Source organism: Dictyobacter vulcani (assembly GCF_008974265.1).
Taxonomy (GTDB): Bacteria; Chloroflexota; Ktedonobacteria; order Ktedonobacterales; family Ktedonobacteraceae; genus Dictyobacter; species Dictyobacter vulcani.
In genome coordinates this window covers 87,806-105,076 of sequence record NZ_BKZW01000003.1, presented here as the reverse complement: position 1 = coordinate 105,076, position 17,271 = coordinate 87,806, and the positions used below count along the sequence as shown (strand labels likewise).

Here is a 17,271-nt window from a genome sequence, read left to right as displayed (position 1 = left end):
TTATCCGACCTGGTGGCCTTCTCTTTGCTATGTGCTTATACCCATAGTACATTGTCAAACTTCGTGTGATGAGTTGTGCGCCCGATCCCCCAGTCAAGGATCTCGCCGCTTGATCATGCCCCCGGCATGCTCGCTAGCGTCCCCGCCTCCCCCATCACATGATGTCTGACAGACTAGTAGGAACGTGATGGAACCTGGAAAAAGCAGTCTCAAGAGTAAACCGGGAGCGTAACATAGAAGGTAGTGCCGTGATGCTCAACTGACTCAACCCAGATATACCCTGCTTGCCGCTCTATTAATGCACGGCAAAGATGTAAGCTCAGGCCCTCCCCTTTCAGTGTCCATGCATTATCTATGCGACTGAAACGACCAAAAAGCTTCGCCCTATGTTTATCAGGCATATCTAAACCGCAATCCATTACCAGCAGAGCCGCCACACGAACATTTTCAGATTCATGGCCCTCCCAGATATCGACAAAAATAGTACCTCCTTCGGGACTATCGCGGGTTGCATTCTTAAGTAAGTTTATCAGCACCTGTTCTATACGGAATGGATCAGCCATGATGATCAGATAATCCAGGCCGGTACGAACTTGAAAATGATGCTTGTTCGTAGTGGTCTGTAGATACTTTACCACGCGGCGCGCCAGTGCAATCAGATCACAAGGCTCAATATTGAGCGCCAATTTCCCAGCCTGCAAACGCTTAACATCCAACGAAATATCTCTGAGTGATGTCATATGCATGATCGCTCGCTCATGGCCGGCCATGGATTCATATTGCCAGGCAGGAGCATTGAAACCCTGACCGCCCGTTACTTGAGCTACCAGCATCTGTGAAAATTTCCGCCATACGGTCAGTGGAACCATCAACGCATGTACAGCAAGAGATATAAAATCATCCATGAATCCAATACCCATGCGGGCATAAGCCATACAATGCTGGCTTAAGACTAAATTTCTTTCATGTCTGTTGGCAACATTCACATTCATCTCCTTACCTCTTAGTTTATAATGGTATTGAATTCTTTTACGCTTGCTACGTTGCGACAGAATTTACAACAATAATATGTAACGCTATAAATCATAAATAAAGCAAGCTTATCTTTACTTTTTTTATGATAGTAGTGCGGATAGATAACTCACTCTCTCTATTTTTACTGGACTTGTCCCCCAACTATCCCTGCCATTCAACTGGAAAAAACAATTTCGCGCAGAGTACATACCAGTAAGGTACAATTTCAATCTATGCATTAATCTATGTGAGTGATCAGATAGGCTCATGCCAGATTTGAAGCCCGGCAAATCCGAGAGAGAAAGTGGAAAATTTATTTATATTTCCACAATGGAATAGACATATGTAGCAGATAAGAATGCACATGTATAAAGCTTTATATTGGCGATAAATGTACGAACTATATACATGGCTTCTAAAATAAATAGTGATATGGTTCTATGCAGATATCAGACTTCTGATCGACAAGAGTGATATAATTTTCCCTATACATCTTTATGGTAGGGAAAAAATTTCCAGCCAATGAAGAGAAGGAAAATGCCCGCTGGTTGATCGAGACCAGGGGTACCAAAGTAATAGAAAGTAAAGCTCAACTGAAAAGAGGTTTACCATGCCAGGACATGTATCAAGGCCCATCCGCTCATTAGGCGTGTTGACCGGTGGTGGAGACGTTCCAGGACTCAATGTAGCCATCAAAGCACTGGTATATCGTGCTGAAACCATGGGTATTCGGGTTATGGGATTGCGCGCTGGCTGGGAGGGCATCACTTTTCTTGATCGCTCCCGTAGTCAGGATGCGCTGGTCTTTAAAGCTGAAGATTCCTCCACCTGGAAAAATGGCTATCTGATGCCATTAACACGTCTTAATACACGTAGTATTGATCGTCAGGGCGGCACGATCCTGCAATCCTCACGAACTAATCCTGCTAACACCAGTGTCAGTGAATTACCTGCCCACCTGCAATCTTATGGCGAAGGGCATAAGCCTGAAGATCGCGTGGACCTGACACAAGAGGTCCTGGCTAATCTAGAGTTTCTAGGACTCGATGGGCTGGTAGCCATTGGTGGCGATGATACTCTGAGCTACGCTTCAAAGTTGGCGGACAAAGGCATACCTGTATGGGCCATTCCGAAAACGATGGATAATGATGTACCCGGGACTGATTACTGTATTGGTTTTCAAACTGCGATCAGTCGCGCGGGAGAATTCATTAATCGCATCCGTTCGACGGCAGGCTCACACCGCCAGACCGTGCTGTTCCGGATGTTTGGCCGCGATGCAGGCTTTACCGCCCTCGAAACCGCAGCCGTCACCTGGGCCGATCGGCTCATTATTCCAGAAGTTCCTATCAACATTGATCGCCTGGCTGACCTGATATTACAGGACCGACAAAATCCAGAGGGTTATTCAATTGTTGTGATGTCTGAGGGAGCCAACATGGGCGTTACCCTTCCAACCGTGGGAGAGGCCGATGCCTATGGACACAAAAAGAAAGCCAATGTAGCAGAGTTCCTGGGAGATCAATTGACCGACCGCATTCCAGGAGTGCGTTTCCTTCCAATCGATCTGACCTATTTCTTACGCAGTGGTGAAGCGGAAGTTTATGATAAAGATATCGCTATTCACTTTGCTAATCTCATCATGAGTAAGGTGAGCGAAGGTATGTATAATGTGATGGCAGCCTATCGCAATGGTGCCTATATCTGCACTGATATCCCGGGCAAAGATATTCCTGCCCGGCGCGTGGATCCGGCGGATTATCATGAAACCCGCTATCGCCCACGCTTTGAGCGCATCAGTGGCCCTTATCAACCACAGATTCGTTAAATACAAAAACGTTCGCTTCCCAGATGGCAGCATGGACGAAAAAGACTGTTCAATGCTGCCATCAGATGTATAGAGGCCCAACATGAAGTCCGAAGAGATACTGCGCGCAACAAGTCATCGAGGCTATCCCCCTCCACCACAACCCTGGATTATGCGGCAAAACTGGCATGAATTACTGTTCGCGCACTGGCCAATTGCACCAGCGGTTCTCAAAGATGTATTGCCAGCTTGCTTTGAGATTGATACCTTTGCCAGTGAAGCCTGGCTAGGAATTGTTCCCTTTAGAATGAGCGATGTACGACCACGAGGACTTTTTGCATTTCAACACCTGTCGCAATTTCCAGAATTGAATGTGCGCACCTATGTTACTATTGATGGACAACCAGGTGTCTATTTCTTTAGTCTGGATGCGGGTAATCCAGTCGCAGTCGCACTGGCACGCTCAATCTTTCATCTTCCTTACTTTAATGCACTGATGCAATGTCAACGTGTAGGAGATACGATCAACTATCGCAGTCAACGCACCCACCGTGGAGCGGCAAAAGCTGACTTTATCGCTCGTTATCGACCCACTGGCCCCGTCACCTATTCACAACCCCAATCTATCGAAGCCTGGCTCACCGATCGCTATTGCCTCTACACGAATAGAGGAAGTCAAGTCTATCGTGCCAATATTCATCATGCCCATTGGCCACTGCAGCCAGCTGAACTGGAAATAAGTCGCAACACGATGGCCAGCGCCCATGGTACCCAACTACCCGCTACCGATCCACTCCTGTATTATTCACACCGACTCGATGTGCTGGTCTGGCCAATACAAAAGATCAGATAGCCCATTCGCACTATGCCAGCCAACAAATAGAGATACATTTTGCAGCTAAAGCCTTTTAAATATATTCACGTATTTATTGATATAGTACAATATACTGGTTTAGCTGTGTACATGCTATAATTAAAAAAGAAAATGCAACATTTTTATCGTCGCAATAATGGCATAGCGTTCAATCGTATGAGTGCAGTCTAGCAAACGACTTTGCACACACAACTGAACGATATAGTAGATTGATACACACAGATGAAAAGAAATGTCAGAGCGTTACAATCTCACCGCAAAAATATGCTTAAAAAGCCTGAATTCCATCTTAAAAACTATTTTTCAAAATTCGGGCACAATCATTTTTCAGCATGGCTATTACTCCGTAATGCCCTCATTGCCACTTTTTCCGTCCAGCTGTTGACTGCTTCCATACTTCTAGTCATTTCAGCAATTCGGGATCGCAACAAAAAGGAGCGTAGTTTTCCGCGTATCGAGCTGAAAGAGGTCCAGGTAGGGGCTAACCGTTTACAGTTATATGGCTATGGGCGCGATCTCTATGAGGCAATGCTCGCAGCGATTGATACGGCACAAGAGAGCATCTATATCGAATCGTACATCTGGAAAGACGATGAGGCCGGCTGGGATTTTAAATCTCATCTGGCACAAAAAGCGGCTCAGGGTGTCGAGGTGTATGTTATTTTTGATCGCATCGGTAATCTGGTCGTTCCTGAGGATTTCAAAAATTCTTTTGATCCTGCCATCCACCTGCTCCAATATCAGGCCTTTGGCTCAATAGAACATCTGATTGATCCACGACGCTATGCGCTTGATCATCGTAAATTACTCATCGTAGATGGCCACACCAGTTTCATTGGTGGCTACAATATTGGTAGCCTGTATGCCAACTCCTGGCGCGATACACACGTGCGCATTGAAGGGCCAGCCTCGGCTGAGATTGCACGCTCGTTCACCGACTTCTGGAATCGCTTCTGCAAAAAAGATAAAAAAATTAGCCGCCATCATCCACGTAGATTCGATCCGTTGATTAACCTGCACGGAAATGATGCCTTGCGCCTGGCTTTTCCCATTCGCGATATGTATATAGAAGCAATCCACCGGGCCGAACACTCCATTCTGCTCTCAAACGCGTACTTCGTGCCTGATGGTAGTCTGTTAGAAGCGCTAAAAACGGCGGCCTTGCGCGGCGTAGATGTACGCATTCTGGTTCCCTGGACCTCTAATCATGTGGTTACAGACTGGATATCACATAGCTACTTTAGCGAATGTTTAGAGGCTGGCATCAAAGTACTGGGCTATCGACACGCCATGCTGCATGCAAAAACCTGTACCGTTGATGGCCAGTGGTCCACGGTAGGCACAGCGAATCTGGATCGTTTAAGCTCGCTCGGCAACTATGAAATTAATGTTGAAGTCTATAGTTCAGAATTTGCCCAACAAATGGAACGTCTCTTCGCCTGCGACACTGAGGATGCAGTAGAACTGAATGCTCAACGATGGCATCAACGTCCCTGGTATACCAAACTGGGTGAGCATATTCTGACACCACTACGCTTTATGATGTAATTCCGATCTGTGAGCGAGGAAAACACCAGCAAATACTCAAAAATAATCACATCACAGAGTATATAAAAGAGCAAACATATTCCCCTGATCCAGGCTATTTAGAAAATAGAGGTATAAATTTTTACTATGAAGCGACATGTAGCTGCCACTATTTTGTTTGTACTGGCAATTGAAATTATCCTGACCATACCATTGATGATATTCACACCTATTGGTACAAAAATTGTCAATACATTAAATCCACCGCCCACGCCAACTCCTATGCCGGTTCTCAGCGCAACCGGCATGACACCGCCTGTGATCAAATCACCAGTACTGTATCTACTGGATGCAGATAACAATGATGTTCTGGCCAATGTACGAGGCAATGAGCGCTTCCCTGTTGCCAGCACGACCAAAATTATGACTGCGATCATCGCTTTAGAGAAAAGCAATCCTGACCAGATAGTGGAAGTCAAACAGGATGCCGTCAAAGAGGTTACCGACAATCTAGGAAGTAACGCTAATCTCAAGGCTGGCGATAAAGTGCGTATGATTGATCTCCTCTATGGCCTGATGTTGCCTTCAGGCGATGATGCCGCTATCGCCATCGCCGATACGATCAGTGGTTCACCGGCCAATTTCGTCAAACTGATGAACGATTACACACGCAAACTTCATCTCAAAAATACCCACTACATCAATCCTGATGGACTGACCTATTACGTCGGAGCTGATAAAAAACCGGATCCTAACGAATACAGTACAGCGGCCGATCTGGCACAGCTCACACGCTATGCCATGCACAATCCAATGTTTGCACAAATTATTCAAATTCAACACTATCAACTGCCCGCGACAGCCGATCATGGTGCCTATAACTGGACCACGACCAATGACCTGATGCAATCTTATCCAGGGGTGATCGGCGTTAAAACAGGATATACAGTCGAAGCTGGCTCGTGCCTGGTCTTTGCCGGGAAGAACGCTCACCATACATTGATTGGCGTACTGCTCCAGGGAAAAGAGAAAACAGATCGTTTTACGGATGCTCCAGCATTATTGAACTGGGGATTTAGCCTGCCTATGCGCGCACCTACGCCAACACCAACGCCAATAAATAAATAGTAGCGCCCAGGATTTAAAAGATAAAGCAAAAGAGTCACTTCATCCTGTCCTCAATAGCATTGAGAGCTCAAAATCAACAGAAAGTGCAGGGATTCCGGGGCTGCTCATTCGTTATTATGAATAACACATGCGCATATAATCTATAAGTTAGACCAGCGCATTCTTACAATCAGAGATGAAGAGGCATAGTTACGATGAAAGTTGAAATTACCATTGCCGCTCTCGAAGAGAAATTTATCATCCGCAATTTACTAGAACTTTGCCAGCATGACTCCAGTGAATTCACTTCTCAGAATATTGGCGACTCAGGACTCTTCGATTATCCGTATTTAGATCATTACTGGACTGATCAGAACCGCTATCCTTTTTTGATTCGCGTTGAGCACAAACTGGCGGGTTTTGTACTGGTACAAAAAATCGATGAGCCTGCCATGTATAGTATCACTGAATTATTTATCCTACGCAAATATCGTCAGCAGGGACTCGGCGAGGTAGTAGCCCATCAAATTTTCGATATGTTTCCTGGCCGCTGGCGCGTGCGGCAGGAGATCGAGAACGCCAGGGCTCAGTCTTTCTGGCGTAAAGTGATCGCACGCTATACAAACAATCGTTACCAGGAAACGAAAGATAAAGTATAGGCAGTCAGTCAAGAAGCTGAAGAGCAAGAGGAAATTTAAAGAAGAGCGTTGCATCCCTGCATACACTTCTCACTATGCCATGAACCACTACAAATGTAGCCGAGCTGGCCTATTGATAACGTGCGGAGTGCTTGCGGCCAATACGCGTATCCAACACCAGCAAGATGATCAGAACGGCCTCAATCGCTTTGGTCACATAACCAATCGGCTCCGAAGGTAATCCAATCAAGAACCACATCACAATCGTCACAGCAGTATAGACAATCAAGACATAATCCACTATCCGACGGTAAGGCATCAACGGTGGTAAAAAAAGAGCCACTAATAAAACAAGATAACCAATACTATTCAGGATAAACCAGGTGCGTAAATCCTCATCTGGCTGTAGCGCCAGATAGAGATGGATAAACGCGGTGGCCAGTACGCAAACAATAATTCCAATTTGCAAGACGCCGATATGGAAGCGTGATTTTGATATGTCGACCATAATGTTGCATTGTCCTTTCTCTACTAGAGGTACAGTTTCCTTTCAGGAAACGAAATTACTTTATTTCTACATTGTGCGGTAAGACAATGAGACAGATACGTACACATCACACTATTCACCACCCAAACGTTACATTAGATCTGGGATAGAGTGTGGATCTGGGTTAATTTTATGGAGAGGCTCTGGATAACAGCATTCAAGCGTTGTAGTAATAGTTGCTGACCAACACCTGAGTCGATGTGTAAAAGATAGCAAGGGCCATTAGACGGGGGGCATCAATTTTACGTTCGGGATCAAACGCAATCATGGCTCGCTCACAGGGAACAATTGCAGTATTAGGATATTGAGGAAGATGGATTTCATTAGTCAGTGGAATGCCAAACAGATAAGGCCCTCCATTACTGCGATAGAAAGTCGAAATCTCCCCTCTAAACATACCCCATTCTTACATTTCCAGGTTCCATTGCCACCATCAATAAAGAATAGTTTCACCACTGAATCATTTAAGTCGAGCATCTTCTTCTACCTCTTCTACACTTCATCAAACCACTTCCATTTTGATTTGTCGACAAAACCTGTACAGTGACACAATAGAAGCTGCTAAAATTATAGCACAAAAGATTAAAAAATCCATTTTTTACAAATTACTTCTAAAAAATGGATTTATTCTGATTTATTGATGAATAACGGTAATTGCGCTTGAGTAAAAAACTGCCTGCATAACAGAGAACATTGACATGGCTACAAAGAGGGGCTACCGTATATGTACAAGAGATTACATTCCTACAGCAAGCTGGCAGGAAAATCAGAGACCATAGACCGGCAGCGTAGCCGTGAAGAAAGGTGTATCTACAGTATGCAAGCCAAACAGGTAACAGACACGTTGGCACCTGGCATTTAGCGCCATCCAGATAAAAATAGCTGGTTATTGACCTCAGACTTACTCTGAAGAATCAGGAATCTAATATACGTGCTCCAGCTTAGTGATTAAATTATGTTTGACCTGTTCCCACTCGGTATTGAGAATACTATAATACACTGAATGGCGATAATAGCCATCTGGCATAATTACATGATTGCGCAATACACCTTCTTTAACGCCACCAATGCGCTCGATGGCACGTTGAGAACGTTCATTCCGACTATCAGTCTTCAACTGTACGCGAATAGCCCGCAGATCTTCAAATGCATGTCGCAACAAAAGATACTTACACTCTGTATTCACTACTGTACGTCTGGCTTCGGGAGCGAGCCAGGTCCAGCCGATCTCCAGGCCATAGTTTTTCGCCACAATATCCAGATATCGGGTTGAACCCACCACATGTCCATTACGCTGATCAATAATCACAAACGGCAAACACATGCCAGCCTGCTGTAGACTCAAAGCCTCGCTAATCCAACTTTCCATAGCTTCTGCTGAAGCACTGGGATTAAAGGACATAAATGTCCAGATCCCAGGATCCTGGCCAGCACGCAATAAAGCAGCAGTATGGCTCAACTGCAATGGCTCCAGGCGCACATGTTTCCCCGTTAATGTCAACGGCTCGGTATGCATCATCTCAATGAAAATCCTTTCTGATCGACGTCTCAGCGCCATTATAAATAAACATACGGGAGTCAGCAAAGATCCACTTTACGCCAGGATGAGCATACCACCAGCCACGCGCCAGAATCTACATAATCTGACAACACTTCCCACTCATGACAGTGGGATGAACAAATACTGTACAATAGAGAAAACAACCATGGGATGAATAGAGCAAGTAGATTTACCAGAAAGGAAACACACTGGTATGCAGATGGAACTAAATATTCAAGCCAGACTGGACACGGACCTGCGCTTCAATATAGAAACAGGTACAGGCCATGCGCTGATGATAGATACTGACGAACCAGACACAGGAGAAAGCGCCGGACCCTGTCCCATGGAGTTGTTACTCTCCGCGCTGGCAGGTTGTGCGGGTATCGGGGTTGTCACGATCCTGCGTAAAATGAAACAGGATATTCGCGACTATAGCATCGAGGTCCATGGACAAAAAGTCTCGCAGCCCCCTCATAATTTTCATACCATTACAGTTGAGCACCATTTTACTGGATCCAATCTTGATGCAGATTCTGTGCAAAAGGCCATTGCATTAGTTGAAAAACGCTATTGCTCAGTAGGCGCAATGATAGATCAAACAGCACAGATCACCCATACATTTTCGCTAAAAAATATGTAATTTTGCTGTAACGGTGGTAGTACTACCATGCCTGGCAGTCTATTTTTAGAAGTTGAAGGAGGCTGACTGCCATGACCCAGAGAGAACGTATCGCAAAAGGCAGGGGTGCAGGGGATACAATCCCCTGACTGGGTTCCAGGGCTGTGCCCTGGCCTCCCCTCCCCTCTCCCGCCCGCGTAGCGGGCTCATCTTTCTTATGAAGCCTGACAGAGATCTAGTTAAGCGGTCACGGTAAAATGGACCACCTGGGCCAGTTTCCCATCGCTACAGGTACTTGTATGACACCAGTAAATCTCGGCCGCACCATCTTGAGTAGGCAGATAATATCTGGCACCAAAGTATCCCACAGTCACACGCGTCTTTACTTGCAAAGGATCATCTTTAAGGATACTGTCAGATCCTCGATAGAAACGGACATTGACCCATGCAGGCGTTGTGGCAATATCATATTTATTCGGATCAAGTTTAAAGGTAACATAAATTGGTTTATTGACTTTAAAGGTTGTCGCTACCGATCCTGGCTCTGGCTGCAACGTATCTTTATTAACGCTCCCTGTTGTTTGGGGATCAGTAATAATTTGCGAAGCCTGAGTATCAATGCTCGTCCCCGAGGGAGAAGTTCCAGGCTGCGCGTTGGTCGAAGTTGGCGTGCTGCCAGCCTGGGTAGGTGTTGCACTGGTTGTTACCGTAGGAGTTGCATTGCCAGTATTCGATGCAATAAACCTGTTGGCAGCGACTACTGACCCAATACAGGCAAGTATTACGACCACAGCTATAATAGCAAGTATCAATCCAAGCCGCGACTTCTTATGGGGTGGCTGAAATGGCGTTGCCGGACCACCAGGATATGATGGACCACCAGCCTGAGGATTGTTCATTGGTTGATTGTATGATCCAGACGGTGGATACTGCTGCCCCGGTTGATAGGGATCGGTAGGATACGATGGGCCAGACTGAGCAGGCTTCTGATAGGGATCAGAAGGATATGAAGGGGGCGGTGGCACTGGCGCGTTCCCATAGTTTGTTGGTGGTGGTGGTGGTGGTGCATAAGCGGTGGGGGGCAATTGTCCCTGTGGATTACTCCCTGGTGTCTGCACAACAGTACCACAGGATGGACAGGCATTAGCACCAGATGGAAGAGGCGCTCCACATACACGACACTGCATATTATTTCTCCTCACCTTAAAATAGCTCAAAGCAACTAAAAGATACATTCAGCCGCTCTGGACAAATTCAAGTTTTACATTATCTACATAGCTCAAACAGTAGTTCTTTTACATATGAGCAAAGAAGATTCCTTGCGTAACGATACTCGATTAGTGATACTTGATTGAAGATTTATATTGGATCACAAAGTATAAACGAGCGCAAAGAAGAAAATATAACTACGAATATATGTACGTTCGACAAAGTACTATCTCCAATTATAAAAACCAATTCCACAAATTGCAACTACTCAAGAAAATTTTGGTATCTGCCTGATAGAAAGATAAATACTTCGAGAAGGGATGCGATGGGCCAGGAGAACATAATTTGCGAAGATCTCCCACTGGTAGCGTCAAATCATCTATCTCAATAGGGTATACGTCCGCCGCGTATATTTTTTGAGGGCAAGATTGTTTGCTAATACATTGTCAAACTTTGTGTGATGAGTTGTGCGCCCGCTACGCGGGCGGGTTGGGGGGAGATGCCGGGGCACAGCCCCCGATCCCCCGGTCAAGGGGCTCGCCGCTTGATCATGCCCCCGGCATGCTCGCTTGCATCCCCGCCTCCCCATCACATGATATCTAACAGACTATTAGATTGGTATAGCTGATGAATGGAGTAGATCACATCCATCAGTGAGTACATAATGTCTATGAGATAACGACAGTGAAGAAGATAGCGTGGTCAGAAATAGGTCAGGCGTTATGTTCGTCTTCTTTTACTATGATGAGCGCACGTGCGTCTTCTTGAGCCTGCGCGACAGTATTCCAGGCCAGAACAGCATTTTTATTCATGATTGGTCCGATCACTTCTTCAAAACGATTACGGGCAAAGAAGTGCTCAAAATCAGCAAAATCATAGTTCAGCATCAGGATAAGCTCGTCCAATGATTTTGAAGGGAATTTCTCGCTACTAAATTGGATTAAGCCGCGTGGCTGCTCAATCTGACAGGTGTAGCGAAATGCTTGTGGTGCATCAGCTTCAGCAATGATCAGTCTTTTCTGGCGAATTTTCACCACCATGCCAGCCGCATCTTCAGCTTCAACTTCCCGCTCATCTTGATGATCTTTGGTATAATACCGATTCAAGCGATGCTGGAGCAATTCAATTCGAGCTTCCAAGAAAGCCGGCAATGTCAGTAACAACTGCTCATCTCTGCGTCGTAATAACTTGACCGGTCCTGGACCATACCAGATCTCCAGCCAGTGCTGTCTGGGATATTTTTGATAGAACGCGGCAATATCCATATGGGAATTGCGCAGGGCCTGCATAACAGGTCCTTCTTCAAGACGCACCAGCGTTTCTTCGCCCCGTATCCATGTCCAGCCTGCAACATCCTGATCATAGCCAAAGGCCCAGCACATTGTTCCAGAGGATGCAATCAGTTCTTCTACCTCGTAGGAATCATATGTGCGCACAAGGAAGTGTCCAATCTCCTCAAAGAGCATATTCCAGAACGTCTCATGACGATTAGCATCATATAAACCACACTGCTGCATATCCTGCACAATGTAATCTACAGATGCTTCGATATATGGTTCGATATAATCTATGAATTCAATGCTATCCACGTAAATGCATCCCTTCCTGGCGGACGATTTTTTATCGTTACGTTGAGCATAAATATCAGCGTTTAACAATTCTTTATACAGTATACTCGACGGCCCAAATCTCAGACCAACAGAGATAGCCCCTCTATACCAGAAAAAGCACAAGATCCCAGGTTCACGCAATCATACGGGCCTGGAATCTATCGCCAATCTTACCTGTTTAAATCTACCAGCGCAATGCCATCACATATGGATCCGTACTGGTGTACCAATGGGAGCCCAGTTATACAGCCAGCGTGCAGCGGCTAGCGGCATAGAGATGCAGCCATGGGAACCATTTTGTGGACCATAGACAGGATCCGAATGCAGGCCATTGGTACCTGGTCCATAGACGGTATGCCACCAGGAGTCGTGCAAGTAGTAACCTCCCGGCTTCCATTCCAGGGCGTAGCTAATAGCAGTAGGTGGATAATAATTAGGGGAACCAGCAGGCCAGGGAGAATAGAAGGTGGTTGGACTCTCTTTGCCGAACACAGAATACGTCCCGGTTGGTGTCTCTAAGCCTGCTCGTCCTGACAATACAAGGGTAGAGAATACAGAATGCCCGTTTGCAAAAGCCGTTAGTCTTTGCTGCGTGAGGTTAACATCAATCACCTTTCCGCCAACCGCCATTGAAGCCTTGCTGGATGGACGAACAGCAGCACTGGCCGCAGGTACTACCCACGAGTTGGCCATCCACAAAACGAACAGCAAACAGGTAAACAGTGCGGCTACAAGTATTTTGCGCAGAGTGTTCTTCATACTATCATCCTCCTCCCTCATACAACGAATCTCAAAGCCGCAAAGTTATACTTATTAAGAGAAATAAGATTATAAATACAACTATAAAACATAATCATATAGTAGAGAAAGAAGTGGCACGAAGAACATCTATACTGTTCCTCGTGCCTGTATCAATCCTAAAAAACCTGTTCAGCTTTATTTGATCAAGCCATGAGGATCCAATATAAACTTCTTCGCTGCACCCTTATCAAAATCTTGATAGCCCTGCGGAGCTTTGTCCAATGGTATTACGGTAGCATTGACGGCCTTAGCGATCTGAACTTTATCGTTCAGAATAGCCATCATTAGCTGGCGATGATAGCGCATGACAGGCGTTTGACCGGTCGTGAAGCTCAGTGATTTCGCCCAGCCAAGTCCTAGATTGACCCCCAATCGACCAACCTTTGCACTCTCATCAACACCGCCCGGGTCACCGGTCACATATAGACCAGGAATACCCACGCGACCGGCCACGCGTGTGATGCTCATGACATCATTCAACACGGTAGCAGGCGCCTCTCCCGCGCCCTTACCATGTCCATGGGCTTCAAAACCAACACAATCTATCGCTGCATCCACCACCGGCTCGCCAACGATCTGCGCAATCATATCTGGGAGTTCAGCTTTAGTGCGCAGGTCAACCGTTTCACAGCCAAAGCTCTTAGCCTGTGCCAGGCGTTCAGGATTTATATCACCGACGATCACCACCGCCGCCCCAGAAGTTGACACGAAGCGGCACAGGCCAATCCAACCGGCCCGGCACCCGCTACATATACGGTTGAGCCGGTCGTTACACCCGCAGAAATGGCTCCATGATATCCTGTTGGGAAGATATCAGAAAGCATCGTCAGATCTTTTATCTTCTCCATTGCCTGAGCTTTATCGGGAAACTTCAAAAGATTCCAATCTGCATAAGGAACCATGACATATTCAGCCTGGCCACCAACCCAGCCACCCATATCCACATAGCCATAGGCTGCCCCCGGACGAGCCGGATTCACATTCAAACAGACACCGGTATTACCTGTCTTACACATGCGGCACCGACCACAGGCAATATTAAAAGGTACAGAAACGATATCCCCAACCTTGATAAACTCAACATCGCGTCCTGTTTCAATAACTTCACCGGTTATCTCATGGCCAAGAGTCTGCCCCTGCGGAGCAGTTGTACGACCGCGTACCATATGCTGATCACTGCCACAAATATTTGTCGCAATGACGCGTAATATTACCCCATGCTCACATTTACGATGTTGTTCTTTCAGCTCAAGTTTAGGGTACGCTATACTCTCAATCTTCACCTTCCCCGGTTCAACGTATACAACACATTTGTTGCCTGCCATGTCGTTCTACTCCTTTTTGGGATTAATGACTTGCCTGGTAAATGCATGGTCGCAATACAATTGAAGATAGCAATGTCGCATGAAGACACAACACGCAGTCTGGGAAACGCTACGATTCGTGCTACAAGGTAGCATATTAACGCAACAGCATCGAGGAAGGTCTTGAAGACTTGAACAGACATAAGAAATATTAAAATCCTTATGTGCAGATCAAGCTTTATCTCATCTTATTGCTCATTATCAACACAAAAAGAAGGTAGCATATAGAATAGAGGATGTCAATAAAAAGTGGTAGAGTAAAAAAAGCATAATGCGTATCGGCAGGCGTCTTTGTGACTGCCGATACGCTGAGGAGATAGCTCATACGTGAACTGATTGCAGTCACGAGGACTGCCGGTACGATCAGGGTTTCATGGCCAGTAGTTCTGCTTCGCGTTCGGGCTTGAGTCCAGTGCGGCGTTCACCAGGAGGGCGTGTGCGATCCCAGGCAAGGGTATCTCTAATAGTGGTGACCAGAGGCCGGAAGGTAAGTCCAGCATTGAGGGCACGTTGGATGTTAGTAGAAAGAAAACCAGGCATCCCTTCGCTGGCAGGTATCCACAGGGGCATCTCCATCCAGGAACCAACTTCGTGCCTTGTCAGGAAATCATCATCAAGCCAGGTAAAGGACGCATCACCGCCACTCACGGTTTTGCATTCCTCCAACAGTTGCTGCATCGTCAGTACTTCGGCGGGTCCTGTCGCATTATAGACACCTGTCAGACCTGTCTCAGCGACGTGGAGCACCCATTCGGCCAGATCGCGCACATCAATAAACTGTATCTGGTTATCCGGGCTTCCGGGAGCCACTATCTCCCCACCTCGGGCCACCCGACCAGGCCAGTAGGTGAAGCGATCGCTCACATCATAAGGTCCGACAATCAGGCCAGGACGAACATTGCAGACTCTACCGGGCATCTCTTCTTCCGCGGCTTCCTCACACAATGCTTTTAACTGACCATAAAATTCCATCGAAGGAGTTGCGCTATTTTCAGTTGAGGCCAGTTGTTCAGGAGTCAGACGCCCCACAGGCGCTGTTTCATCCATGCCTGGTTGAGGAAATTCAGCATAGACAGAAATACTGGAGATAAATGTGTAATGTTTCACTGCCTGCGAGAGCAAACGAGCAGAAGAGCGTACATGTTTGGGATGCTGACCACAGGTATCAATCACCGCATCCCATTCTCTGCCTTCCAGCGCGGAAAGGTCCTTTGTGCGATCCCCATACACGTGTTCAACCTCGGGAAAAAGTTCTTTGCCATGGATACCGCGATGAAATAATGTCACCTCGTGGCCACGAGCCAGCGCCGCATCTACCAGATGACGACCCAGGAAAACAGTGCCACCTAAAATTAATATTTTCATAAATATTTCCCTTTCATTGCTATGTATCAGTATCATAACAGGCAACTGAACAACCAGGAAAGGATAAAAGAATGCTGAGAGCATAGGTACTTGAAGCACCTATGCTCTCAGCATAGATCGAAGGTGGCACAACAGTGGGTGTGCCTACAAAAGGCACGCGTCCAATTTAAGAGGTAGATTTGTTTAAAAAAGGCGTAAGATTATGTCGTCTGCACGCGGGACAATCCCAGCTAATCATGTTCAGGAAGTGGATATCCTTACCGCCATCGGCCAAAGCAATCGTAAAAGTCTTCTGACAATTCTTACATTGAATCGCTCTTGAAACATTTGGAACCGGTTGAGAGTTCGTTAGGGATGGCTTGATCATCTGAATACTCCTTTTCTCCCTTTACCAAAAAAGAGCGCAACAAGTTAAGTAGATATCGGGGCTATAATAAATAGACGAATCAGCATAGGGTATTATCAATTTTCATTTACTCATCTTCAATGACGCTGATGAGCTCTATAGCGCGACGTTCTTCAGCTTGTTTTGAAAAAATCCAGGTCAGACCAATACCTGACAACAGGCTAATCAAACCAACCACGCCCGCGATCCATAATGGAATCTCCACAAACCTGGCTTTTGCAGGTGGTACAGTGATAGTATCCGGTTTGCGCGCGTGTATAGAAGCGGGGGGTGATATGCCTGGTGGAGTAAAAGAAGATGGATTGCCAATAGTTTTGCTCAACGTACTTTGCAGCAATGAACTAATGTGGACAAAAAAACGAAAGCTGCCGCTGTCTCGATAGTGGCCCTGCATCGAAGTGGTATGCCAGTTCACAACATAGATTTCAGATTGATCAGCCTGCATATTTATCATCAGAGTATCCAGTTGATGGTGATATTGCGTCACGCGACCAACATTTACCTGTTTACCATCCACATCTACCACTATAAGCTTGCTATTCTGAACATCCAGAGGCGCTGAAAAACGCACCAGCACAGTTGCAGGTGCAAGCTTCAACAGGGCATTGGCAAGCGGAGTAGAGCTCATATATTCAGCATATTGCACAGATGCAGGAGACGCCAGCGCTCCTAATGGCCAGCACCAGAAACAGAGACAACTGGCAACTCCTGCCAGCAAACACAGACGAAAACCACGCCACGTATACTCTTTCCACCTGAGCAGCGGACCAGCCATTTCTTTATGCATCCGATTGCATTCAACCCTATCCATACCAGCACATCCCTCACACACTACTATCC

Annotated in this window: 15 protein-coding genes and 1 pseudogene; 6 read left to right on the top strand and 10 right to left on the bottom strand. The window is 46.3% G+C overall.

All coding sequences use genetic code 11. The annotated features are described in order from the left end of the window. Window positions 1-209: 209 nt before the first annotated feature. Window positions 210-986 carry a sensor histidine kinase gene (locus KDW_RS24625; protein WP_162005585.1) on the bottom strand — a complete coding sequence of 259 codons (777 nt, stop codon included), beginning with the start codon at window positions 984-986 and terminating at the stop codon, window positions 210-212. A gap of 638 nt (window positions 987-1,624) precedes the next feature. Here KDW_RS24625 and KDW_RS24620 point away from each other — a divergent pair. The 5 genes from KDW_RS24620 to KDW_RS24600 all read left to right on the top strand — a co-directional run bounded on the left by KDW_RS24620 (window position 1,625) and on the right by KDW_RS24600 (window position 6,988). Continuing rightward, window positions 1,625-2,842 carry a 6-phosphofructokinase gene (locus tag KDW_RS24620; protein WP_151758592.1) on the top strand — a complete coding sequence of 406 codons (1,218 nt, stop codon included), beginning with the start codon at window positions 1,625-1,627 and terminating at the stop codon, window positions 2,840-2,842. An 82-nt stretch (window positions 2,843-2,924) separates the two neighbouring features. Next, window positions 2,925-3,674, top strand: a complete 750-nt coding sequence (locus tag KDW_RS24615; RefSeq protein ID WP_151758591.1) for a YqjF family protein — start codon at window positions 2,925-2,927, stop codon at window positions 3,672-3,674. A 243-nt stretch (window positions 3,675-3,917) separates the two neighbouring features. Next, on the top strand, window positions 3,918-5,243 hold the full coding sequence (locus KDW_RS24610; RefSeq protein WP_151758590.1) for a phospholipase D-like domain-containing protein: 1,326 nt from the start codon (window positions 3,918-3,920) through the stop codon (window positions 5,241-5,243). Between the two features lie 126 nt (window positions 5,244-5,369). After that, complete coding sequence (locus KDW_RS24605) at window positions 5,370-6,350, top strand: D-alanyl-D-alanine carboxypeptidase family protein (RefSeq protein ID WP_151758589.1); 981 nt, start codon at window positions 5,370-5,372, stop codon at window positions 6,348-6,350. Between the two features lie 194 nt (window positions 6,351-6,544). Continuing rightward, window positions 6,545-6,988 (top strand): GNAT family N-acetyltransferase, encoded by a 444-nt coding sequence (locus KDW_RS24600; RefSeq protein ID WP_151758588.1) that lies wholly within the window; start codon window positions 6,545-6,547, stop codon window positions 6,986-6,988. A gap of 109 nt (window positions 6,989-7,097) precedes the next feature. Here KDW_RS24600 and KDW_RS24595 read toward each other — a convergent pair whose 3' ends face one another. From KDW_RS24595 to KDW_RS24585, 3 genes are all read right to left on the bottom strand, one after another. Further along, entirely contained in the window at window positions 7,098-7,475 is a 378-nt protein-coding gene (locus tag KDW_RS24595; protein WP_151758587.1) for a DUF7475 family protein, read from the bottom strand. Window positions 7,476-7,671: 196 nt separating this feature from the next. Next, entirely contained in the window at window positions 7,672-7,911 is a 240-nt protein-coding gene (locus KDW_RS24590) for a hypothetical protein (RefSeq protein WP_151758586.1), read from the bottom strand. A 525-nt stretch (window positions 7,912-8,436) separates the two neighbouring features. After that, window positions 8,437-9,033, bottom strand: coding sequence for a GNAT family N-acetyltransferase (locus KDW_RS24585; protein WP_151758585.1), 597 nt, complete (start codon window positions 9,031-9,033; stop codon window positions 8,437-8,439). Window positions 9,034-9,268: 235 nt separating this feature from the next. Here KDW_RS24585 and KDW_RS24580 point away from each other — a divergent pair, with 235 nt between their 5' ends. After that, window positions 9,269-9,697 carry an OsmC family protein gene (locus KDW_RS24580; RefSeq protein ID WP_151758584.1) on the top strand — a complete coding sequence of 143 codons (429 nt, stop codon included), beginning with the start codon at window positions 9,269-9,271 and terminating at the stop codon, window positions 9,695-9,697. Between the two features lie 218 nt (window positions 9,698-9,915). Here KDW_RS24580 and KDW_RS24575 read toward each other — a convergent pair whose 3' ends face one another. The 6 genes and pseudogenes from KDW_RS24575 to KDW_RS24550 all read right to left on the bottom strand — a co-directional run bounded on the left by KDW_RS24575 (window position 9,916) and on the right by KDW_RS24550 (window position 17,242). Beyond that, window positions 9,916-10,863: a hypothetical protein gene (locus tag KDW_RS24575; RefSeq protein WP_151758583.1), complete on the bottom strand. Its 948-nt coding sequence runs from the start codon at window positions 10,861-10,863 to the stop codon at window positions 9,916-9,918. Between the two features lie 735 nt (window positions 10,864-11,598). Then, window positions 11,599-12,474: a hypothetical protein gene (locus KDW_RS24570; RefSeq protein ID WP_151758582.1), complete on the bottom strand. Its 876-nt coding sequence runs from the start codon at window positions 12,472-12,474 to the stop codon at window positions 11,599-11,601. A gap of 222 nt (window positions 12,475-12,696) precedes the next feature. Continuing rightward, window positions 12,697-13,254, bottom strand: a complete 558-nt coding sequence (locus KDW_RS24565) for a L,D-transpeptidase (RefSeq protein WP_162005584.1) — start codon at window positions 13,252-13,254, stop codon at window positions 12,697-12,699. Between the two features lie 177 nt (window positions 13,255-13,431). Beyond that, window positions 13,432-14,621 (bottom strand): annotated as a pseudogene (gene fdhA / locus KDW_RS36150) (formaldehyde dehydrogenase, glutathione-independent). A gap of 402 nt (window positions 14,622-15,023) precedes the next feature. Further along, window positions 15,024-16,025: an NAD-dependent epimerase/dehydratase family protein gene (locus KDW_RS24555; protein ID WP_151758580.1), complete on the bottom strand. Its 1,002-nt coding sequence runs from the start codon at window positions 16,023-16,025 to the stop codon at window positions 15,024-15,026. A 473-nt stretch (window positions 16,026-16,498) separates the two neighbouring features. Then, the gene (locus KDW_RS24550) at window positions 16,499-17,242 is read right to left on the bottom strand and encodes a copper resistance CopC family protein (protein WP_162005583.1); all 744 of its coding nucleotides are present in this window, start codon (window positions 17,240-17,242) and stop codon (window positions 16,499-16,501) included. Between the last annotated feature and the right edge of the window lie 29 nt (window positions 17,243-17,271).